This window comes from Saccharomonospora sp. NPDC046836 (assembly GCF_040645195.1).
Classification (GTDB): Bacteria; Actinomycetota; Actinomycetes; order Mycobacteriales; family Pseudonocardiaceae; genus Prauserella_A.
Window position 1 is genome coordinate 550834 of record NZ_JBEYXW010000001.1, and the last position, 20809, is coordinate 571642.

The following is a 20809-nucleotide window of genomic DNA, read 5'->3' on the forward strand; positions in this document are numbered from 1 at the left end:
GGAACGGCACCGAGCAATGAGCGCACCCCGAATGCTCTCGAACCGCTACGAGCTGGGCGACACGATCGGCTACGGTGGCATGTCGGAGGTCCACCACGCCCACGATGCGCGGCTCGGCCGCGAGGTAGCCGTCAAGATCCTGCGCGCCGACCTCGCCCGCGACCCGCAGTTCCAGGAGCGCTTCCGGCGCGAGGCGCAGAACGCCGCGGCGCTGAACCACCCCGCGATCGTCGCCGTCTACGACACCGGTGAGACGGACACCGAGTACGGTCCACTGCCCTACATCGTCATGGAGTTCGTCGAGGGCAGGACGCTGCGCGACATCGTCAAGACCGAGGGTCCGATGTCGCAGAAGCGGGCCATGGAGGTCATGGCCGACGTCTGCGCCGCCCTCGACTTCTCGCACCGGCACGGCATCGTGCACCGGGACGTGAAGCCGGCCAACATCATGATCACGCGCAACGGCGCCGTGAAGGTCATGGACTTCGGCATCGCGCGTGCCCTGCACGACGGACAGGCCGCGATGACGCAGACCGCGGCGGTGATCGGCACCGCGCAGTACCTGTCGCCGGAGCAGGCCCGCGGCGAGCAGGTGGATGCGCGCAGCGACGTCTACGCAGCCGGATGTGTCCTCTACGAGCTGGTCACCGGGGAGCCACCGTTCACTGGCGACTCCCCCGTCGCGGTCGCCTACCAGCACGTCCGAGAGGACCCGAAGCCACCGTCGGCGGTCAACCCCGCCGTGTCGCCGGAGCTCGACGCCGTCGTGCTCAAAGCGCTGGCGAAGGGCGCCGCGAACCGGTACCAGTCCGCGGCCGAGATGCGCTCTGACCTGGTGCGCACGCTGTCGGGGCAGCGCCCGTCGGCACCCATGGTGATGTCCGACGACGAGCGCACGCAGGTGCTCAACGCCGGCCGCAGCCAACCCGAGTCGTACGGCTACGACGACTACACCCCGGATGCCTACGATGCCGAGGAGGACGCGCGCCGCAGACGCCGCAGGCGCGGGATCATCGCGGCCCTGCTCGTGCTGCTGGCGGTCGGAATGGCCGCCTTCGTCGCGTGGATCATGGGCGCCTTCAACCAGCAGCCCGACCTGGTGGCCGTCCCCGACGTGCGTGGGCAGACCGTCGAGCAGGCGGAGACCCGGCTGCGCGCGGCCGGGTTCAACAACCTGCGCAGGGAGGACGTCGCCTGCCTCGACCGGCCCAGCGCCGACGGCACGGAGGGGTGCACGGCCGACCAGGTCGGCAAGGTGATCAGCACCGCCCCGCAGCCTGACCAGCAGGTGGCGGCGACGCAGGAGATCGTGCTGCGCGTGGGGGCGGCTCCGGCGAAGGTGCAGGTACCCGACCTGTCCGGCCTTGACCGGTCGGGCGCCGAGGAACGGCTGCGCGAGGCCAACCTCGTGCTCGACCAGAACGTCTCCGAAACGGTCGTCAACGACGAGAGCGCGGTCGGCAAGGTCCTCGAGCAGACGCCGGGTGCCGGGACCGAGGTCGAGACGGGCTCCACGGTCCGGATCACCATCGGCAAGGCGCCGGAGACGATCGACGTGCCGAACTTCACCGGTCAGCAGGCCGATGGGGCGCAGTCGCAACTCGAGTCTCTCGGCTTCGCGGTGATCCGCAACAACGTCGACTCGGCGGAACCCGCTGGGCAAGTGGTCAACCAGACACCGAACGCCGGGAGCTTCCCCGCGGGTACGGAGATCACGCTGGACGTCTCCAATGGAGCGAACCAGCAGATCTCGATGCCGGATCTGGTCGGCATGACCGAGGACCAGGCGCTGGCGGAGCTGCGCAACGCAGGCTGGAGCGGCAACGTCCACGTACAGCCCGAAGAGGTGCGCGACAACAAGGACGTCGGCAAGGTGACCAACACGAGCCCCTCGGCAGGCTCGACGATCACCAAGAACCAGTCGATCACCCTGTTCATCGGTGAGGAGAACGGGCAGACCGAGACGTCGGAAACGACGGAGCCATCGATCCCCGGACTCCCCGGGGGCCGCGGCGACGGGAACTGACGTGGTTGCCGGTCAGCGCCGACCGGCAACCACGGTGGCAATGCCGCTCACGGCGAGGGCGCCGACGGACAGCGCCGCACTCACCAGGGCGAGCGTGCCTGGCGCGGTGTCGCCGGCGAGCGCGCGCAGCATCGGATTCACCAGCGGTACCCAGCGCACCAGCAGCACCACGGCGAGTGCGAGCAGTGCCGCGATCACGGTGTAGCCCACGCGAGGGACGACGAGCCGGGAACAGGGCAGGCCGATCGCGGCGCCGGTGCACGCGGCCACGAGGTGAGCAAGTGCGCCCCAGCCGAGTTCCGCGGTCGCGATGCCACCGTGCACCAACGCCGCCCACAGCAGGGACACCGCGGTCAGCGCCACCGCACAGGTGAGCACGGCCAGCACGAGTCCGCCGAGCGCCACCAGTGGCCCACCGGCGCGGCTCACCGTGATCAGCCGTTGCACCGGGTCCTCCGCGTCGGCGAGCGCGATGGTCAGCCAGGTGGTCACCACCACGAGCGCACCCGCGCTGATCGCGAACTCGGGTAGCACCGGCGCGCCCGGACTGGTGTAGAGCACGGCGAGTGTGCCGAGGAATGCGATGAGGGCGGGCAGGTAGCGCTGCGAATGCAGCAGCAGTGCGAGCTCGTACCGCGTCGTCGCGATCATGGAACGTTCGTCGGCCTCTCGACCTGCCACACCGAGCACCCACGCTGCAGCGCGCGCAGCAGGATCGCGTCGCAGCACGTGCCGGAGACAGTGAGCTCGACGTGGTCGGCGGTCTCGACCACGCGCAGTACGTGCTGTTCGGCCCGCCAGGCCACCGGATCGGCACCGGAAAGGACGATCCGTGCCGTGCCGCCGTCGGCTTCCACATCGAGCGGGGCGAGCCTGCCGTCGGCGAGCCGGAACGCACTTGTGGCGTGCTCCTGCGCCAGTTCGGCCCTGTGCTCGCTGAACACCACGCTGGCACCGCGGGCCCGCTGCTCGGCGAAGACCCCGGCGAGCACGCCGTGCGCGTTCTGGTCGAGACCGGAGAACGGCTCGTCGAGCACGAGCAGCCGCGGCTCGGCGAGCAACGCCTGCGCGAGCCCCACCTTCTGGGCGTTGCCTTTCGACAGGTCCCGCAGTTGGCTGTCCGGACCGCCGGCCAGAGAGAAGCGGTCGAGCCAGGCGCCACCCCGGCGCCGCGCGTCCTCGCTCGACAGGCCACCGATCCGTCCCATGTGGACCAGGTAGCCGAGCGCGGTGAAGCGTTGCGCTCCGGGGAACCGGTCCGGGACGTAGCCTGTCGACGGCCTGCCGCTGACCGTGCCGCACGAAGGCCGGGCGAGCCCGGCCACAATGCGCAGGAGGGTCGACTTGCCGCCGCCGTTGCGGCCGACGACGGCTACGACCTGCCCCGGGCTGATGTCCAGGTCCACGCTGGTGAGAACCGGCGCCGCGCGTCCGTAGCGCTTGCCCACCCCAGCCAGGTGCCGCATCGGTCAGACGACTGCCGAGCGCTGTAGTGCGCGGGTTGCGCGTTCGAGGTCGTTGACGATCCTGTCCGGCACGGGGTGGCCCGTCGCGGCCAGCCAGTTGGCGAGCATCCGGTGGCCGCCTTCGGTCAGCACCGACTCGGGGTGGAACTGCACGCCCTCGATGGGCAGCTCGCGGTGCCGCATGCCCATGACCACACCGGATTCCGTGCGACCGGTGACCTCGAAAACGTCCGGGATCGTGTCGGGCAGCACGGTGAGCGAGTGGTACCGCGTCGCCGTGAAGGGGTTCGGCAGGCCGGCGAGCACACCCGTCCCGGTGTGCTGGACCCGGCTGGTCTTGCCGTGCAGCAGCTCGGGGGCGCGGTCGACGGTCGCGCCCCACGCGACGCCGATGGCCTGGTGTCCGAGACAGACTCCCAGCATCGGAACGTTCTCATCGGCGCAGCGGCGCACGACGTCGACACTCTGGCCCGCCCGCTCGGGGGTACCCGGCCCTGGCGACACCAGCACGCCGTCGAACTCGCTGATCGCGTCGAGGTCCACGACATCGTTGCGCCACACCGTGCAGTCCGCGCCGAGCTGGGCGAGGTACTGCACCAGGTTGTAGACGAAGCTGTCGTAGTTGTCGACGACGAGTACGCGCATGCCGGCCAGCCTAATCCTCGACGGAGACGTCGTTGAACGGCAGCATTGGCTCCAACCACGGGAAGACCACGAACATCAGCAGCGCCACCACGCCGAGCAGCAACACCGCGGCGAGCGTGATGCGCACGGCGAGCGGGCCGGGCAGCAGCCGCCAGAGCCAGCCGTACATCAGGCCTCCCCGATCTCTTTCAGCAGCTCGGCGTAGCCGGTCCCGGGCTGCTTCTGGAACTGGTCGGTCAGCACCCCGTGGATGATCATGCGCTCGCGGTCGGAGAACTGCGGGTGGCAGGTGGTGAGCGTGAGCAGTGGAGCCTGGTCGGTCTCGGGCAGGATGTTCGCTGGCTGGTAGGGCACCGGCGCCACGGCGTCGCCGCGGTTCGGCGTGACGATCACCCGCCCGACGGTCTGCCGATAGGCGCTGTTGCGGTCCTGCAGCGGCGCGACGTTCGCGCACTTCGGGTCGCTCCCCTTGCCCTGTGCCCAGCCGGCGACCTCACCGCTCATGGGCAGCACGCGGTAGACATAGAAGCTGTCGGCCGTTTCGATGACGACCGCGTCACACGAGTTGAGCAGGTCCAGGTCGTTGAAGGGCGCGCCCTTGCCGACGCGGTGCCCGGCGATGCCGACGTTGCCAGGCTCCCCCGGCATGGCCGTGCTCTTGTAGTGGCCGGGGCCGACCTCCAACGTGGCCGCATCGACCCCCTGTTGCACCGTGAAGTTCCAGTCGGCGCCGAACACCGGGATGTAGATACGCGCGAAGGCCCTGCCGTCAAGGGGCTCGGTGTGCAGCTGCCGTTCCTGCGGCTGCGACCACTGCTGCTCGAGCTCGGCGCTGGCCTCGTCCTGCAGCCTGCCCGACATCCAGTTGGTGACGTAGAGCTCGTAGACCACGAACAGGAGCATCGTCACGCCGAGCGTGATGAGGATCTCGCCGAAGGTCCGCACGATGGTCCGGCCCACGCCGCCACCCGAGCGCGCAGGCGTCGCGGGTGGTGAGGTCGGGGGCTTGCGCGGCGGCGGCGCCTGCCCGGTCGGGCGCCGGCCGTTGCCGCCCGGCCGCGGCGGCTGGTCTCCTGGCCGACGTGGTGGTCTGGCCGGAGGGCGCTGTGGTGTTCTCGGCGGGCCGGGCGGGCGCCTGCTGAAGTCCGGGACGGCGATCTCACGGGTCTCCGGCTCCTCGTACCTCGACAAGCGAGCTCCTCTCGGATGTTCCGGCGCTCGCTCCCCAGTTCTAGCGCCTGCACCTTTACGTTAACGTGTGCAGGTGGCGGCAGTTTCGCGACTGCCACGGATTGACCCGACAGCACGCGAGGACTCCTATGCCCAAGTCGAAGGTCCGCAAGAAGACGGCGTACACCCCGCCAACCGATCGCCGCACACCGGTCAAGGTGCGCGCGGCGGGCCCTTCGCATCCGGTCTACAAGACCGTGATGTTCGGCCTGATGTTGCTGGGGCTCGCCTGGCTGGTAGTGAACTACCTTGCCGGGTCAAGGATCCCCTTCATGCTGGAGCTGGGCAACTGGAACTTCGCGATCGGGTTCACGCTCATGATCAGCGGCCTGCTCATGACAATGCGCTGGCGCTGACCGCATTGTGGTACGCCGAATGGCGGCTTGACATCGAATTACAACAGTGTGACTAATCCCCATTGTGGACAACCCCTGTGGATAACTCCACCTTGAGTTGGGCGCCAAGCATGCGTCTGGTCGCGGTCGGCTGGCTGCTCGCCGCGGCCGCCGTGGCGGGAAAGGTGGGCACCGCACTCTCCGGGGACCGGCCCGGCACGCTACTGCTCGCGGTCGCCACACTCGCGCTGCTCGCCGCCGCCGCGCATGGGACGTTCCTGCGCCCGCGCCTGTGCGCGGATCACTGGGGTGTGCGCATCCGGACGCTGGGCGGCAGCAAGCGGCTCGCCTGGGACGAGGTCGACGTGCGGTTGACCACAGCGCGCCGGCTCGGCCGCGATGTCGCCGCGCTGGAGCTGGAGGGCGAGGACCTCGTGGTGTTCGGCTGGGTGGAACTCGGCGCCGATCCACGTGACGTCCATGACGAGCTCACGGCCCTACGCCCGGGTTAGACGCAGAGACCGTAGGCGCTGCAGAGCTGGCTGTCGCGGTAGACGAGCAAGCCGATCAGCGCCACCGTGACCAGCGCGAGCGCACCAGCCTGGTAGACGAGCCGGTTCTTCTCAGGGGCGTAGACCATTGCGACCATGGCCAGCGCACCGACCACGAGTCCGCCCACGTGCCCGAGCAGTGAGATGCCCGGGATCGAAATACTGATCACCAGGTTCAGCAGGATGATCCCGACGGCGGGCCCCGGATTGAGCCGGAGCCGCAGCACGGCGACGAAGAGCGCGCCCATCAGGCCGTAGATCGCACCGGACGCGCCGGCCGTGCCGGTGTTGGCGCCCCCGAAGGTGAACACGGCCACCGCGCCGCCGAGCATCGAGACGAAGTAGACGGCGAGATAGCGGGCCCTGCCCAGCAGGAGCTCCAGATCGCGGCCGAGTACCCACAGCGCGAGCATGTTCAGCGCGATGTGGAGCAGGCCATAGTGGAGGAAGCCCGAGCTGAACAGCCGCCACCACTCGTCATGTGCCACGATGCCGAGCGGCCACAGGACGCCATCATCGAACAGTGCCGACCGGTTGTTGTCCATCAGGCTACGGGCCTGGACCACCGTCACCACGTAGACCAGCACGTTGATCGCGATGAGGGCCGGCGTGACGACGGGGCGCTGCGTTACGCGCGCCCCGGCAACCGTCCTGGCGCCATACCCGGCTCGGCGGTACCGCGCGCTATGGGCGCGGTGCTCCCGCTGCGCGGCCTGCACGCAGTCAATGCACTGGTACCCGACGGAGGCCTCACGCAGGCAGTCCGGACAGGCAGGCCGGTTGCACCGCACGCAGCGCAGACCGGTCTGCCGGCTCGGATGCCACCAGCACCCGGGCAGCGCCTCCTGCTGAGGGGGCTGCCCGTACTGAGGCGGATAAGGAGGTTGGCTCACAGTGCTTTCCAACCTACCTGTTCTTCGACGAGGAAAGCCGCCTCGCGCTCAGCTGCGGACGATGGTGATGCGCTCGATGACGACGTCCTCGAGCGGCTTGTCGGCGGGGCCGGTCGCGGTGCGCGCGATCCCGTCGACCACGTTGCGCGAATCCTGGTCGGCGACCTCACCGAAGATCGTGTGCTTGAAGTTCAGGTGCGCAGTGGGCGCGACGGTGATGAAGAACTGCGAGCCGTTGGTGCCGGGGCCTGCGTTGGCCATCGCCAGCAGGTACGGCTTGTTGAACTGCAGTTCCGGGTGGAACTCGTCGCCGAACTTGTAGCCGGGACCGCCGCGGCCGGTGCCCGTCGGGTCACCACCCTGGATCATGAAACCCTCGATGACCCGGTGGAAAATGGCGCCGTCGTAGAACGGGCCCGAGTTCTCCCCCTTCGCATTCGGCTGCGTGTACTCCTTCGTGCCCTCCGCGAGGCCGACGAAGTTCGCGACGGTCTTCGGCGCGTGATCAGGCAGCAGGTTGATCGTGATGTCGCCGCGGTTCGTGTGCAGCGTTGCCTTCATCGTGGCTCCACCGGGGGATTCGTTGCTCTCAGTCACACGACTCATCGTGCCATCCTCGGCGAGATAGCCCGGAAAGGGGCAGGATGGATACCAGCACAGACCTAGACATCAACCGATTGACGAGGTGAACGTGATGGCTCGAACGGCGGAAACGGCGGGTGAGTCCGTCAAGAACGGCTCACGCGCGCTGAGAAAACGTGCTCTCGAAGTGAGCAAGGCAGGCGCCGAGGTGGCCGCACAGGTCGCGCAGGTCGCCGAGCAGCGGCTCAGCGAGAGCACCGAGACCGCGCGCCAGGAGCTTGCGGAGACCTCCCGCCGTACGCGCAAGAAGCTGGCCGCGCAGGCCAAGCGGACCCGCAAGGAAGTCGCGAAGAGCGCCAAGCAGGCCCGCAAGGTGGCCGCGGAGCGCGCGGAGGAGATGCGGGCGCCGGGACGCAAGGCCAAGAAGGCGGCCATCAAGGCGGCCAAGGCCACTGGTCAGTCCAAGCGGCGGGGGAAGAAGGACTTCAAGAACGCCAAGAAGGAATTCAAGGCCGCAATGGCCGAGGCGAAGACAGCTGCCACCGGTGAGAAGAAGAAGCGCCGGAAGCTGCCGTGGCTGCTGGGGATCGGCGCGCTGGCCGGCATCGTGGCCTACGCACTGAGGTCCAAGCCAGAGCCGCCGGTCGCGCCTGCACCGCCGCGCAGCACGGACGCGCCCGCCCCGGCGAAGCCGGCGACGGAGGCGGCGAAGCCGAGCACACCGCCGAGCGCACCGGCCAAGACCACACCGAAACCGGCCCCGCCGGCGAAGCCCGCGCCGAGCGCCTCAGCACAGCGCAACGGCCAGCAGACGTCGTCGAGCAGCCAGCAGCAGCAGAAGAAGAGCTAGCGGCTCGCCACAGCAGAGAAGGCCACCTTCCGTGCATCGAACGCATGGAAGGTGGCCTTCGCTGTAGGACTTGGGATCAGGAAGCGTACTTGTCGATCAGCTGGCCGAGGCGGGGCAGCGCCTCCTCGACGTTCTCCTTGCCCTTCGGGCGGAGCTTGCCGTAGACCTTCTTGATGCTGTCGCGGCTGCTCCTCTCGGCACGGGCGTCGGTGACCGACAGCAGCGCGTTGGAGGCCTCGTCCGCGCGGGTCGGCAGGTAGGCCGCGAAGCTGCCGGCGCCGCTCCTCTTGTACTCGGCGAAGATCGGCTCGAGGGCCAGGACGAAGTCGTCGAGCAGGCTGTCCGCAGCGGAGCCGATGATGCCCGGCTTGATCTTCTTCACGGCGGCGTAGCCGGTCTTGATGACGGCGCCGGAAACACCGCCCTTGGCCGCCACCTCCTCGTCGATCAGGGTCTGCAGGTCCGTCACGACGGCCGGGCGACGGTTCGAGTCGAGCAGCGCTTCCTTGAGGGTGTCAGCCACGAGTACCTATCCTTCGTACTTCTTGATCAACGATTGTGGGGGCGCAGGGAGTCGTCACACCTGCGGTGCGCGCAAGACTAGTACAAGATCAACTTGGCCAACACGCAGTGGTATCTGTCGGTCACTCTCACATGCCAAGACCCGAGATCGCCGCTGTGGCGACCGAGCGGGCCTTCACGCTCTGTTGCTGGTTCGTCGTCACGATCACGGCGCTGTCGCCCTTCGCGACGGCGTAGACGGCGCCGCTGTCGGTGGACTCGTAACCGCCCTGCCAGCCGGGAGGCTGCTCGGTGGGGTTCGACGTGTCGATCGGGGCCGCCTCATCGACGAGCGAGGTCGCCACGGCAGGGTCACCGACGTAGACACGGACAGTGAGCTGGATGTTGCCGTCCGAGCGGTAGAAGAAGCATGAGGGGTGCGGTTGCTGGTCCGCCGAAAGGCGCACCTGGGCCACCCGCTGGCCGTTGGCCCGCGCGACCTCGTCGGTGGCCAGGTACGGGCAAGGTCCGTCGGCCACCGGTTCCGGCGCCGGCGGCGGTTCCGGCGCGGTCGAGCTCTGTGGCGTCGAAGCCGCCGTCGTCGGTGCGGATTCGGCGGGCTGGTCGCCCCCGGCAGAACAGCCGGCGAGCAGCGCGGCAGCCGCGCCGATCATGAGCAGTCGTCGCATAGGTAGCACAGTGAACCAGACGCGCTGCCTGCCTTGACGTCAGCGCGGTTCCTGCTGCCCCGGCGGGGATATGCCACGACGGACATCGCCGGGCAGGTTGCGAGGACGGCGCAGCTCACGGCCCCGGCTCGCGCGCAGCTGCCATGGCACGCTGGCCACCATGACGCCTGGTTCGAACCGCAGCCGAGCCTTCAGCCGGAGCGCGCTCTGGTTGTGGAGCACGTTCTCCCACCAGCGCCCGACGACGTACTCCGGAACGTAGACGAACACGATGTCGCGGGGATTCTCGCCGCGCACGTGCTTGATGTAGCGCAGAACCGGCCTGGTGATCTCCCGGTAGGGAGATTCGAGCACCTTGAGCGGCACCTTGATCCCGTACTCGTCCCATTGCCGTTGGAGTTCGCGGGTTTCGGCATCGTCGATGTTGATCGTGATAGCGGTCAGACTGTCCGGCCTGGTGGCGCGGGCGAAGGCGAGTGCCCGCAGCGTTGGCTTGTGCAGCGTGGACACCAGCACCAGTGCGTGCACCCGGCTGGGCAGCAGGGAACTGGGCTCGTCCGGGCTCAACTCGTCGTGCACCTGCTGGTAGTGCCGGTGAATGGCGCGCATGAGCAGGTACAGCAACGGGATGGCGATGACCACCAGGTAAGCGCCGTGCGTGAACTTGGTCAGCAGCACCACGATGAGCACCAGCCCGGTGAAACAGGCACCGAACGCGTTGATGATCCGGCCCCGCTGGATACGCCGGCGCTGGGCACGGCTGTCCGCGTTGCCGAGTTCGCGGTTCCAGTGCCGGACCATGCCGATCTGGCACAGGGTGAAGGAGGTGAACACGCCGACGATGTAGAGCTGGATCAACCGGGTGGTCGACCCGTCGAAGACGTAGATCAGGACCCCGGCGATCGCGGCCAGCGCGATGATGCCGTTGGAGAAGGCCAACCGGTCTCCGCGGGTGTGCAGCTGCCTTGGCAGGTAACGGTCCTGGGCCAGGATCGAGGCCAGCAGCGGGAAACCGTTGAACGCGGTGTTGGCGGCCAGGATCAGGATCAGCGCCGCGGTCCCCTGCAGGTAGTAGAACAGCACACTGTTGCCACCACCGAACACCGCCGCGGCGATCTGCGCGATCACGGTGCGCTGCGGATCGGTCTGGCAGTTGCCGGTGAAACCGATGAGGTCACAGGTGTTCTCCGCCACCCGGACCTGGGAGATCATGGCCAGCACGGTGATACCGCTGAACATCACGATGGACAACACGCCCATCGCGGTCATGGTGCGGGCGGCGTTGAGCCCCTTGGGTTTGCGGAACGCGGGAACGCCGTTGGAAATGGCCTCAGCACCGGTGAGAGCAGTGCATCCCGAGGAGAACGCGCGCAGCACGAGAAACACCAGCACCAGCCCGCTGAGGCCGACCTCTTCGGGTTGGATGCTCCAGCCTGCGCTCTCCGCGACCGGGGCCGAACCCGCCAGCGTCTGGGCGAAGCCGACGACGATCATCAGCAGCACCCCCGCGACGAACAGGTACGTCGGGATCGCGAAGGCACGACCGGACTCCCGCACCCCACGAAGGTTCAGCGTGGTGAGCACGACGATGAAGCCGATGTTCAGTGGTATCCGGTAGGCGTTCAGTGCGGGGATGGCGGAGATGATGTTGTCCACCCCGGCGGCGACCGACACCGCGACGGTCATGATGTAGTCGACGAGCAGCGCTCCGGCCACAACCAAGCCCGCGGAGCGGCCGAGGTTCTTCGAGGCGACCTCGTAGGAGCCGCCACCACTCGGATAGGCCTGCACCACCTGCCGGTAGGACAGCACGACGACCACGAGCAGCACCACGACCGCGGCGGCCACCCAGGGAGCCAGGTGGAAGAAGGCGAGCCCACCGAGCGAGAGGATCAGCAGGATCTCCTGGGTGGCATAGGTGACCGACGACAGCGGGTCGCTGGCGAAGATCGGCAGCGCGAGCCGTTTGGGGAGTAGCTCCCGGCCGAGCCGGTCGCTGCGGAAGGGACGGCCGACCAGCAGTCGCTTCACGATGGATGTGCTCGCCGCCACACCACCGAGACTAGGCCGCGGAACCGGCCCGCCGCAGCGTCAGACACCCGGCTGAGCAGCGCAAAGGCGTCACCGTCCCACGAAGTTGAGACCGATAGGGTCAGGACCAGCCGAGAGGAAGGGGTCTCGTGCCGACCGACGCGCCGGACATCGTCGCCGCGATCGTGATCGCCGTGCTGTTGCTGGGGTGTTCACTCATCCTGGACGTACTCGCCCGTGCACTGGCGCAAGGCCGGTTCGGGCGCAACGTCGCCGTGGGGATCCGTATCGCCTCGACCCTGCGGTCACCCGAGGCGTGGTCGCGTGGGCACGCGGCAGCCCGCCGCCCTGCCCACCTCACCGCCGTCACGACGGCCGTGATCGCGCTCGTGAGCCCGTTCGCCACGGGCCTGCCAGCGCTGTACGCCGTGACGATCTGTGCCTGGGTCGCGGTGTTCCTGATCGGTGTCGTGGCCAGCACTCTCGCCGCCCACCGAGCCGCGGTTCAGGTGCACCGCGGCAGCTGACGATGAGTTTCGGCGTCGCCGGCTGTCACAACGTCGGTCACCTGGTTTCGACGGAAAGGTAGCCCATGAGCAAGCTGTTGTACTCGGTCACCATGTCGCTGGACGGCTTCATCACCGGCCCCGGCGGGGACATGTCGTGGATGACGGACTACCAGGGACCGAATCCGACGGCGGAGGACCTCGTCGCGCAGATCGGCGCGATACTCGTCGGCAACCGCACCTTCCGCGGCGATGACCCGAACCGGGGCACGGAGCAGGAGGGCGCCTTCGGCGGTGCGTGGAGCGGGCCGCAGTTCGTTCTCACGCACAACCCCCCGGCCAAGTCAGCACCGGACATCACGTTCGTCACCGACCTCGACAGCGCTGTCACGGCGGCGAAAGCGGCGGCGGGTGGCAAGTACGTCAACGTCCTCGGCGCGGACGTCGCGCGGCAGTGCATTGAAGCGGGCGTGCTCGACGAGGTCCTGGTGTTCATCGCGCCGGTCCTGCTCGGCGACGGCGTACGGCTTTTCGACCATCCTGGCGGGTCCACGGTGAAGCTCGAACGGTTGCGGGCGGACCACATGCCGCTGGCAACGATGCTGTGGTTCCGCGTATCTCGCGACTAGGTTCGCCGCACAGGAGTTCCACTATGAACAGTCCGGCGGCGTACGGCCCAGTTGCCCGACTTTAGTTTCTGTTTCGGGGCCGCCGATGATCTTAGGTTGGGCACCGTGAATGCCCTGAAACGGACATCCGCCGCGGCTGGCACCGGCGGGTCATCTCTGAGCTCTCGGTTACGGCGGAGCCTCGCGCTCCCGACGATCGCGCTGGTGGGAATCTCCTGCGCCGCTCTGGTGAGCGCACCGGCTGCGGCACAACCGCTCACCGCGCACTGCGGCACAGAAACCGGTGGCACCTCGGTCGAGGGGTTCATCAGCCATGAAGAGGTCGGCCGCAGCCTGCACCAGATCGAGTACACCAGCGGCGGCAAGGTCGCAGTCGACGTCGCCGGGTACACCAACCAGGGACGCGAGATCTGGTCGGCGCGGGTGGGCGAGGGTGACACCGTCGTCCTCATCCAGAGCCAGATCCACGGCAACGAGATGAACGGCACCGCGGCGCTAATCGAGGTGCTGCGGACTCTCGGTAACAACTCCGCGCGATCGGCACAGATCCGCGAGGAGGTGACCGTGGTGGCCGTGCCGCAGCTCAACGGCGATGGCGCTGAGCTCGATCGCAGGCAGAACGCCACCACCTGGGACGACGTGGCGGGCGAGTTCCCGCAGCTCGCGGGTGCGCAGCCGGCCTGGAACTACAACTCCCGGGTGGGCGGCTTCGACGTCAACCGCGACTTCAACCCGAACCTCGACTACGTTCCGCAAGCAGGCGACTTCCCGGGCAACAGCGCGTCCGTCGGCTGGTACGTCACTCCGGAAGCGCAGACGAGCCGTGACGTGTATCGGGCCCTCGAGCAGGAGTTCGGCACCGTGGACGTCTTCGTCGACCTGCACAACCAGGCGCCCTGCTACACCGGCGAGGGCATGGACGACTACACGACGCTGTCCATCTCGGGCAGGTTCATCGCGGACCCGGAGCAGCACGGGAACTGGCCCAAGTTCGACTACGACGCGTCACGCCGCGTCAACGTCGCCGTGTATGACGCACTCCAGTCCGGCAACGCGCCGCAGAGCAAGGTGACGCTCTACCCACAGGACACCAATCTGCCCGGCACCGCGCTCGGCGCGTTCGCTCTCCGCGGCAGCGCCACGGTGCTGTTCGAGACCCGCGGGCAGACCCAGTCGTGGGGGCAGAAGCAGAACGGCATGCTCAACAAGCAGATCGAGGTGGGCCTGTTCGGCATTCTCGACACCGTCACTGACGGCACGCTGGACGACATCGACCCGCAGCGGTATGAGTCAATCCCCGAGCGGCGCAACATTCCGCAGGGCTGACACCGTCGGGCTCGGTTCCTGCCACCGGCGGGGACCGAGCCCGTATCGCATTCCTCTACGCCCACCGCATACGGTGCGGCCAACCGCTCACCCACTGAGCGCACCCCTTAGCCGGCCAGCCCGTGCGACGCTCCCCGGACCTGGGTCAGACCGCGGCGATCGAGGGCAGCCGCACCGGGTCGGCTGCGCGCAGTGGTCCCAGCGCTGCTCCTCGGTCTCGCCGTAGAGGAGGCTCGGGTGTCGGCGGTGGATTTGGTGTCGATGAGGACCAGCCCGGCGACGCGCTCGGGCGCGGCGCGCAGCACGGCCATGGACACCGCCCATCGAGCAGCCGCCGAGCACGACCTGCTCGAGTTCGAGCTTGTCGAGCAGGTCAGGGGCGGCTGCGGCGAGGCTGGGCTCGCGGTCGGTCCCCGGCAGCGCGGTCCGCCCTTGCCTGTGGTGCACACCATGGCTGTGTGCGGCTGCCTTTCGCTCCCATGATGATTCCCATTCAGCCACCATGCCCAAGCCGCGACATCAGGAGGAACCGTCGGTAAGGGAGTTCGGCCGCGGCACGACTTTGAGTAGTTCCGGCAGGTCAACCGTCACGGTCGACCAGAGGATGTCGAGGTTGATGTCGAAGTAGTGGTGGGTCAGTCGATCACGCATCCGGGCGGCCGCCCGCCACGGCACGTCCGGGTGTGCCTGCTTCCTCGCATTGCTGACCTGCTTGGCGGCCTCGCCGACGATCTCGACAAGCTTGGTCAGCGCCAGGCGGAACAGCTCGTCCTGATCCAAGGCGGCACGGTCGCGCTCGGCAGCGAACGCCACCGCCTTCTCCGCTGCCTCGATGAGATGGGTTATGCGCACCTCATCGTCAAGCGGCGGCATACAGCGGCACCGCCGACGCTCGTACCCGGTCACGGAACAGGTGGCTCAGGTCTTCGTAGGTACGCAGCTCGACCTCGCGCCCCCCGATCAACTCACCAAGCTCGAGTTCCATCTCGGCGAGCCTGAGCAGGCCCGGGGTTTTCCCAGGCGTGAACTCGACAAGGACGTCGACATCACTGTCAGCTGTGAACTTGTCGCCGAGCACCGATCCGAACAGCGCCAGCCGGCGGATGCCGTGCCGACGGCAGAACGCGGCGAGCGCCTCATCGTCAACGGTTAAGTCAGATCGGATCCGCATGACAACATGATGTCACCACAACCAGCGGTGCTGCCGATTGCGATCCCCAGCACACAAGGTGCGACGGCTAGCCGAGGCCTAAAACACCAGGTCAAACTATGTGGAGCTGAGGGGAATCGAACCCCTGACCTCCGCCTTGCAAAAGCGGCGCTCTACCAATTGAGCTACAGCCCCTGACGCGGGCGGTGCGCCCGCGAAAGTTCAGTTCTTGCTGGCGGAGTCGGAACCGGCCTTGGCCGGCGCGCTACCGTTCGACGACACACCGTTCAGCGGACCGTCGGTCGGCGCCGTGGCCTCGCGCCACAGGTCGGCCTCCGCCTTGGCGTCCTTGTTGCGCTTGATCACGAAGAATACGCCACCCGCGATGACCGCGAGCGCCAACAGCTTCTTCATGTGAAGGCCCTCCTCGACAACAACCCTGCTGACCCTGCGACAGCGATGCTACTGCACCGCCGGAGATCGGGTTTACGCCGGTTCGGCACACGGGCTGCCACGACATCGGGCTAATGCGAGGGACCGGCAGTGGCCCAGGACAGCTCGATCTCGATTTCCGACTTGGGTCCGCCGGTCTCGATCTCGATTTCCGCTTGGACCGGGTCGGCGGCCTGCACGGTGACCCGCTGTCCGGCGAGTTCGATCTCCCCGCCCTCTGTCGATGCCAAGGCCCGAGCCAGGGCCATCAGGTACTCCGCCGCCTCACCGCGGGTGACTGTCTGCTTGGTCTTCAGCTTCGTGGTGTCGGACATGATCGGCGCTCCCAGTTCGAATGCATGCCGTATCAATTGTCTGCACGCGACGAACTGCCGAGCAGAGGACGAGGTCCCGACATCGGCGACCAGATGGCTATGGACCCAGGAGGATCTGAACCTCGGCCCTCAAGACCATCACCTCCGGCCTGCAGGCCGGGGCCGACCGGCCGCATCGCGTCGCCTAACCCGAGGAAGACGAGCCATGCTCAGAAGCCAGCTGGAGACGGCGCCTACGCCGCCGTGCATACAGCGCGCCATGGACGGCAGCCGGCACCAACCCACCCAACAGCCACAAGCGGCGTAGTCGCTCACTTAGTCGCACAAAGGCCGCATCCCGGGAGCCCTACCCGTTGACTCCCAGTTTCTCCCACCCAAGTACGTCGCAGAGGACGACTGGAACTTTGGGGCACCAACCTCTAGCTAGTGGCAGAACGCTAACTCAGCCAACCAGGTCCGCGGAGATCGTGTCGGCCAAGCCGTCGAACTGATGGCCGCCAGATGCGTGCTCGCGCACGCGGGCAGAAGGCAACTCGGCGGCGTTCAGCGCGAGATGGACGAACGGCACCACCTCGTCGTCACGGCAGTGGTGCAACGAGAAGGGCAAGAGTGGTTCAGTTCCTCCGAACGCGTAATCCTCGACGTCCCAGCCGTTCGGCCCCCAGTTCGGCATCGCCAGCAGCACCACTTTCGACGGTGCAGGCACACCCTCGGCAAGCACGTGCAGGAGGACCGACGCGCCGAACGAGTGCGCGACGACGGCATCGTCGGCTCTGAGCTCTCCGAGGCTCCGCCGGATCGGAGTTGCCCATGCCTCGAGGGACATGTCCTCGTCTGGAAGGCGCGGCACATTGATCGGTGAACCGAGCGCCCGACCGAGATCGTCGGCGATAGCCCGGTCGTCGTCGAAACCGCCCGCGCCGTGGAAGAACAGAAGACGCACAAGAGGAGGCTAGGCGGTCGATAAGCGAGAACTGCAACACGACACACCTACCACCGACGACGACGTCAGCTCACGACAAGGGACGCTGACCACCCCTTCGAAGGCACGGAAGAGGGCAGAAACGTCTCGACAACGAGCAAATTGGCCACAATCTTGGCCACAAATCGGCCCAACACTCACCTAACACAAAACCCCGGCTGCGCTGTCTTGCCTGTCAGCGCAACCGGGGTGACTGTGGGCCCAGGAGGACTTGAACCTCCGACCTCTTCGTTATCAGCGAAGCGCTCTAACCGCCTGAGCTATGGGCCCTGAGAACGAAAGAAACAGTACAGGACGCCGCGGCGTCGGCCTGCACCGGGTCACTCCCGTTCCGAGAGGGTCACCTCCAGACCACCGGCGAGGTCCGCGGAGACGTTGTAGATGAACGCGCTCACCGTGGCCAGTGCCGAAATCAGCACGATGTTGATGGCACCGACGATCGCGGCGACACCGAACACCCGGCCCGCGCTGATGAGCGGCTCCCCCGCGCTCTCGGCGGTGTCACCCTGCACCAGCGAGGTATAGGTGCCGTTGACCTTGTCCCACACGCCCATGCCGTCGAGCACCGTGTAGAGCACGCCCACGGCCACGAGCCAGATGAAGAACAGTGCGACACCCAGCACGAGCGAGAGCTTCAGTACCGACCACGGGTCGAAGCGCTTGACCTGCAGGCTGGCACGGCGCGGCCCGCGGCCAGGCCTGCGAAAGGCGCTGACCGGGGCCGACCGGCCCTTGCCGACGGCCTGGGGCTGCTCGCGGCCCGACCGGGCCTGGGCGGGCTCGGTCGGCTGCCCGAACAGCTGGTTCGCGGGGTTCCCGGCGACCTGGGTGTCGGCGGCGCCGTTGGCCGGGTAGGGAGCCTGCGGCTGGTACGCGGTGTCCTCGGCTGGCAGCCGGCCTGCCGACCACCGGTCGCCGAACCCGTCACCGTCCTGACCCATGCCGCCGCTACCGGTGTCCTTGGCCACACGCTGCCACGGTGGGGCGACCTCGCCCGCGTTGGTGTCGGTCGCGCCGCCCCGCCGTTCGGTGTTGTCAGGTGGTGTCACAAACGGTCAGTCCCTTGTCCAGATCCGCGCCTACTACTGCTCTAACGTTGTTCCGTTGGTTTCGGATGCCTCGGCAGTCCCCACAGTTTCGGGCGTTTCGTCGCCGTCCTCCCCATTGGGGACGTCCGAGGGCTGGTCCGCGTTGCGTGCAACCGCGAGCAGGGTGGTGCCCTCGTCGAGGTTGATCAAGCGGACCCCCTTCGTCTGCCGTCCCGCCTTGCGTACCTGAACGGCGGGGGTCCGGATGACCCCGCCACTCGAGGTGATGGCGTACAGCTCATCGTCGGCGTCGACGATGAGTGCTCCTACCAGCCTGCCACGTTTCCGGTCGTGCTGGATGGTGAGCACGCCTTTGCCGCCACGACCCTGTACTGGATAGTCCTCGATCGGCGTCCGCTTCGCATATCCACCATCGGTGGCCACGAGCAGGAAGAAGTCCTCCTTCACGACGCTGATGCTCAGCAGCTCGTCACCGTCGTTGAACCGCATGCCCAGCACACCGGAGGTCGCCCGGCCCATCGGCCGCAGCGTCTCGTCGGTGGCGTGGAACCGGATGGACTGGCCTTCGGCCGACACCAGCAGCAGGTCGTCCTCTGCCGCGGCCAGCACCGCACCGACCAGCTCGTCGCCTTCACGGAGGTTGATGCCGATCAGCCCGCCGGCACGTGCCGAGTCGAAGTCGCTCAGTCGTGACTTCTTGACCAGGCCCTTCTGTGTGGCGAGCACCAGGTAGGGCGCGACCTCGTAGTTCGGGATCTCGATCACGCTGGCGATGTGCTCGTCCGGCTGGAAGGCGAGCAGGTTCGCCACGTGCTGACCCCGCGCGTTGCGGCTGGCCTCGGGCAGGTCATAGGCCTTCGCCCGGTAGACCCGGCCCTTGTTCGTGAAGAAGAGGATCCAGTCGTGCGTCGAGCACACGAAGAAGTGCGCGACGATGTCGTCCTGCTTCAGCGTCGCGCCCTGGACGCCCTTGCCGCCACGCCTCTGCGAGCGGTACAGATCGGTTTTCGTCCGCTTGGCGTAACCCGTGCGGGTAATCGTCACGACCACGTCCTCGACGGCGATGAGGTCCTCGACCGACACCTCGCCGTCGAACGGGATGATCTGGGTACGCCGGTCGTCGCCGTGCTTGTCGACGATCTCGACCAGCTCGTCGCGCACGATCGTGCGCTGTCGTTCCGGTTTGTCCAGGATGTCCTTCAGATCCGCGATCTCGAGGTCGATCTTGGCCAGCTCGTCGATGATCTTCTGCCGCTCGAGCGCGGCGAGCCTGCGCAGCTGCATGTCCAGGATCGCGGTCGCCTGGATCTCGTCGATGTCCAGCAGCTCGATCAGGCCGGTGCGGGCCACGTCGACCGTCGGCGACCGCCGGATCAGCGCGATGACCTCGTCGAGGGCGTCGAGGGCCTTCACCAGGCCGCGCAGGATGTGGGCCCGCTCCTCCGCCTTGCGCAACAGGAAGCGAGTGCGCCGGATGATGACCTCGATCTGGTGCTTGACGTAGTGCCGCACCAGCTGGTCGAGCCGCAGCGTGCGCGGCACGCCGTCGACAAGGGCCAGCATGTTGACGCCGAAGTTGTACTGCAGCTGGGTGTGCTTGTAGAGGTTGTTCAGCACGACCTTCGCGACCGCGTCCCGCTTCAGCGTGATCACGATCCGCATACCGCTGCGGCTGTTGGACTCGTCGGCGATGTCGGAGATCCCGGTGAGTTTGCCGTCACGTACGAGCGCGGCGATGCTCTCCACCAGGTTGTCCGGGTTCACCTGGTACGGCAGCTCCGTGACGACCAGGATCGTGCGGCCCTTCGCATCCTCCTCGGCCTCCACGACAGCACGCATGCGCACCGATCCCCGACCGGTGCGGTAGGCATCGGCGATGCCCTGCGTGCCGAGGATCAGGCCCTTGGTCGGGAAGTCCGGCCCCTTGATCCGCTGCATGAGCGCGGCGAGCAGCTCTTCATCGGCGGCGTCGGGGTGCTCCAACGCCCAGACAACGCCGTCGGCGACCTCGCGCAGGTTGTGCGGCGGGATGTTGGTCGCCATGCCGACCGCGATCCCCGACCCGCCGTTGACCAGCAGATTCGGGATGCGGCTCGGCAGGACGTCCGGTTCCTGTGTACGGCCGTCGTAGTTGTCGGAGAAGTCGACGGTGTCCGACTCGATGTCCCGCAGCATCTCCATTGCCAGCGGGTCGAGGCGCGACTCGGTGTACCGCATGGCGGCCGCCGGGTCGTTGCCCGGCGAGCCGAAGTTGCCCTGGCCGTCGATCAGCGGATACCGCATCGCCCACGGCTGCGCGAGCCGGACGAGTGCGTCGTAGATCGCGGAGTCACCGTGCGGGTGGTAGTTGCCCATCACGTCGCCGACGACGCGGGAGCACTTGTTGTAGCCGCGGTCAGGCCGGAAGTTGGAGTCGTACATCGAGTAGAGCACGCGGCGGTGCACCGGCTTGAGCCCGTCACGCACGTCCGGCAGCGCTCGGGACACGATCACGCTCATCGCGTAGTCGATGTAGGAGCGCTGCATTTCCTGCTGGATGTCGACCGGCTCGACGCGGTCGTTCGCAGGCGGCAAGGTTTCCGTCATGGGTCCTTCTCGGTT

The 20809-nt window shown here is 67.6% G+C and carries 24 protein-coding genes, 2 tRNA genes and 1 pseudogene; 7 read left to right on the forward strand and 20 right to left on the reverse strand.

The features are described 5' to 3' along the window. Window positions 1-16: 16 nt before the first annotated feature. Entirely contained in the window at window positions 17-2026 is a 2010-nt protein-coding gene (gene pknB, locus ABZ863_RS02755; protein WP_358530196.1) for a Stk1 family PASTA domain-containing Ser/Thr kinase, read from the forward strand. Window positions 2027-2038: 12 nt separating this feature from the next. Here the strand turns inward: pknB and ABZ863_RS02760 are convergent, their stop codons facing one another. From ABZ863_RS02760 to ABZ863_RS02780, 5 genes are read right to left on the reverse strand one after another with little or no spacing between them, the layout of a single operon-like run. Further along, complete coding sequence (locus ABZ863_RS02760; RefSeq protein WP_358530199.1) at window positions 2039-2677, reverse strand: hypothetical protein; 639 nt, start codon at window positions 2675-2677, stop codon at window positions 2039-2041. Continuing rightward, entirely contained in the window at window positions 2674-3492 is an 819-nt protein-coding gene (locus ABZ863_RS02765) for an ABC transporter ATP-binding protein (RefSeq protein ID WP_358530201.1), read from the reverse strand. Before ABZ863_RS02765 ends, ABZ863_RS02760 begins: the two co-directional genes overlap by 4 nt. A gap of 3 nt (window positions 3493-3495) precedes the next feature. After that, window positions 3496-4137, reverse strand: coding sequence for an aminodeoxychorismate/anthranilate synthase component II (locus ABZ863_RS02770; RefSeq protein WP_358530204.1), 642 nt, complete (start codon window positions 4135-4137; stop codon window positions 3496-3498). A 10-nt stretch (window positions 4138-4147) separates the two neighbouring features. After that, window positions 4148-4306 carry a hypothetical protein gene (locus ABZ863_RS02775; protein WP_358530207.1) on the reverse strand — a complete coding sequence of 53 codons (159 nt, stop codon included), beginning with the start codon at window positions 4304-4306 and terminating at the stop codon, window positions 4148-4150. After that, window positions 4306-5328, reverse strand: coding sequence for a class E sortase (locus tag ABZ863_RS02780; protein ID WP_358530210.1), 1023 nt, complete (start codon window positions 5326-5328; stop codon window positions 4306-4308). The genes ABZ863_RS02775 and ABZ863_RS02780 overlap by 1 nt, the downstream gene beginning before the upstream one ends. 128 nt (window positions 5329-5456) lie before the next feature. Between ABZ863_RS02780 and crgA the strand changes: the two genes are divergently transcribed. Then, window positions 5457-5723, forward strand: coding sequence for a cell division protein CrgA (gene crgA, locus ABZ863_RS02785; protein WP_358530213.1), 267 nt, complete (start codon window positions 5457-5459; stop codon window positions 5721-5723). 110 nt (window positions 5724-5833) lie between these two features. Further along, window positions 5834-6214 (forward strand): PH domain-containing protein, encoded by a 381-nt coding sequence (locus tag ABZ863_RS02790; RefSeq protein ID WP_358530216.1) that lies wholly within the window; start codon window positions 5834-5836, stop codon window positions 6212-6214. Here ABZ863_RS02790 and ABZ863_RS02795 read toward each other — a convergent pair. Together ABZ863_RS02795 and ABZ863_RS02800 are read right to left on the reverse strand one after the other, a co-directional pair. After that, window positions 6211-7146, reverse strand: coding sequence for a rhomboid family intramembrane serine protease (locus ABZ863_RS02795; protein WP_358530219.1), 936 nt, complete (start codon window positions 7144-7146; stop codon window positions 6211-6213). The genes ABZ863_RS02790 and ABZ863_RS02795 overlap by 4 nt on opposite strands. Window positions 7147-7194: 48 nt before the next feature. Beyond that, a complete protein-coding gene (locus ABZ863_RS02800) occupies window positions 7195-7752 on the reverse strand; it encodes a peptidylprolyl isomerase (RefSeq protein WP_358530221.1) in 558 nt (185 codons plus the stop codon). Between the two features lie 88 nt (window positions 7753-7840). Here ABZ863_RS02800 and ABZ863_RS02805 point away from each other — a divergent pair, with 88 nt between their 5' ends. Continuing rightward, complete coding sequence (locus ABZ863_RS02805) at window positions 7841-8578, forward strand: hypothetical protein (protein WP_358530224.1); 738 nt, start codon at window positions 7841-7843, stop codon at window positions 8576-8578. A 76-nt stretch (window positions 8579-8654) separates the two neighbouring features. Here the strand turns inward: ABZ863_RS02805 and ABZ863_RS02810 are convergent, their stop codons facing one another. From ABZ863_RS02810 to ABZ863_RS02820, 3 genes are all read right to left on the reverse strand, one after another. Then, entirely contained in the window at window positions 8655-9101 is a 447-nt protein-coding gene (locus ABZ863_RS02810) for a hypothetical protein (RefSeq protein WP_358530227.1), read from the reverse strand. Between the two features lie 127 nt (window positions 9102-9228). Continuing rightward, complete coding sequence (locus ABZ863_RS02815) at window positions 9229-9768, reverse strand: DUF2020 domain-containing protein (protein ID WP_358530230.1); 540 nt, start codon at window positions 9766-9768, stop codon at window positions 9229-9231. A 39-nt stretch (window positions 9769-9807) separates the two neighbouring features. Then, window positions 9808-11820, reverse strand: a complete 2013-nt coding sequence (locus tag ABZ863_RS02820; RefSeq protein ID WP_358530232.1) for an APC family permease — start codon at window positions 11818-11820, stop codon at window positions 9808-9810. A gap of 128 nt (window positions 11821-11948) precedes the next feature. Here ABZ863_RS02820 and ABZ863_RS02825 point away from each other — a divergent pair, with 128 nt between their 5' ends. The 3 genes from ABZ863_RS02825 to ABZ863_RS02835 all read left to right on the forward strand — a co-directional run bounded on the left by ABZ863_RS02825 (window position 11949) and on the right by ABZ863_RS02835 (window position 14260). Then, complete coding sequence (locus tag ABZ863_RS02825; protein ID WP_358530234.1) at window positions 11949-12326, forward strand: SdpI family protein; 378 nt, start codon at window positions 11949-11951, stop codon at window positions 12324-12326. A gap of 65 nt (window positions 12327-12391) precedes the next feature. After that, window positions 12392-12934, forward strand: coding sequence for a dihydrofolate reductase family protein (locus ABZ863_RS02830; RefSeq protein WP_358530236.1), 543 nt, complete (start codon window positions 12392-12394; stop codon window positions 12932-12934). A gap of 204 nt (window positions 12935-13138) precedes the next feature. Beyond that, the gene (locus ABZ863_RS02835; RefSeq protein WP_358530239.1) at window positions 13139-14260 is read left to right on the forward strand and encodes a M14 family zinc carboxypeptidase; all 1122 of its coding nucleotides are present in this window, start codon (window positions 13139-13141) and stop codon (window positions 14258-14260) included. A gap of 236 nt (window positions 14261-14496) precedes the next feature. Here the strand turns inward: ABZ863_RS02835 and ABZ863_RS02840 are convergent. From ABZ863_RS02840 to gyrA, 10 genes and pseudogenes are all read right to left on the reverse strand, one after another. Next, window positions 14497-14692, reverse strand: a pseudogene (locus tag ABZ863_RS02840) (alpha/beta fold hydrolase); the annotation flags it as partial. Window positions 14693-14779: 87 nt separating this feature from the next. Then, the gene (locus tag ABZ863_RS02845; RefSeq protein WP_358530242.1) at window positions 14780-15133 is read right to left on the reverse strand and encodes a HepT-like ribonuclease domain-containing protein; all 354 of its coding nucleotides are present in this window, start codon (window positions 15131-15133) and stop codon (window positions 14780-14782) included. Continuing rightward, window positions 15120-15431, reverse strand: a complete 312-nt coding sequence (locus ABZ863_RS02850; protein WP_358530244.1) for a nucleotidyltransferase domain-containing protein — start codon at window positions 15429-15431, stop codon at window positions 15120-15122. Before ABZ863_RS02850 ends, ABZ863_RS02845 begins: the two co-directional genes overlap by 14 nt. A gap of 101 nt (window positions 15432-15532) precedes the next feature. After that, a tRNA-Ala gene (locus tag ABZ863_RS02855) sits at window positions 15533-15605 on the reverse strand. A gap of 27 nt (window positions 15606-15632) precedes the next feature. Further along, on the reverse strand, window positions 15633-15824 hold the full coding sequence (locus ABZ863_RS02860) for a DLW-39 family protein (protein ID WP_358530247.1): 192 nt from the start codon (window positions 15822-15824) through the stop codon (window positions 15633-15635). A gap of 110 nt (window positions 15825-15934) precedes the next feature. Beyond that, complete coding sequence (locus ABZ863_RS02865; protein ID WP_358530250.1) at window positions 15935-16177, reverse strand: amphi-Trp domain-containing protein; 243 nt, start codon at window positions 16175-16177, stop codon at window positions 15935-15937. Window positions 16178-16619: 442 nt separating this feature from the next. Continuing rightward, window positions 16620-17120, reverse strand: a complete 501-nt coding sequence (locus ABZ863_RS02870; protein WP_358530252.1) for an alpha/beta hydrolase — start codon at window positions 17118-17120, stop codon at window positions 16620-16622. A gap of 235 nt (window positions 17121-17355) precedes the next feature. Beyond that, window positions 17356-17429, reverse strand: a tRNA-Ile gene (locus tag ABZ863_RS02875). Between the two features lie 50 nt (window positions 17430-17479). Next, window positions 17480-18208, reverse strand: a complete 729-nt coding sequence (locus ABZ863_RS02880) for a DUF3566 domain-containing protein (protein WP_358530254.1) — start codon at window positions 18206-18208, stop codon at window positions 17480-17482. 33 nt (window positions 18209-18241) lie between these two features. After that, window positions 18242-20794, reverse strand: a complete 2553-nt coding sequence (gene gyrA / locus ABZ863_RS02885; RefSeq protein ID WP_358530255.1) for a DNA gyrase subunit A — start codon at window positions 20792-20794, stop codon at window positions 18242-18244. Between the last annotated feature and the right edge of the window lie 15 nt (window positions 20795-20809).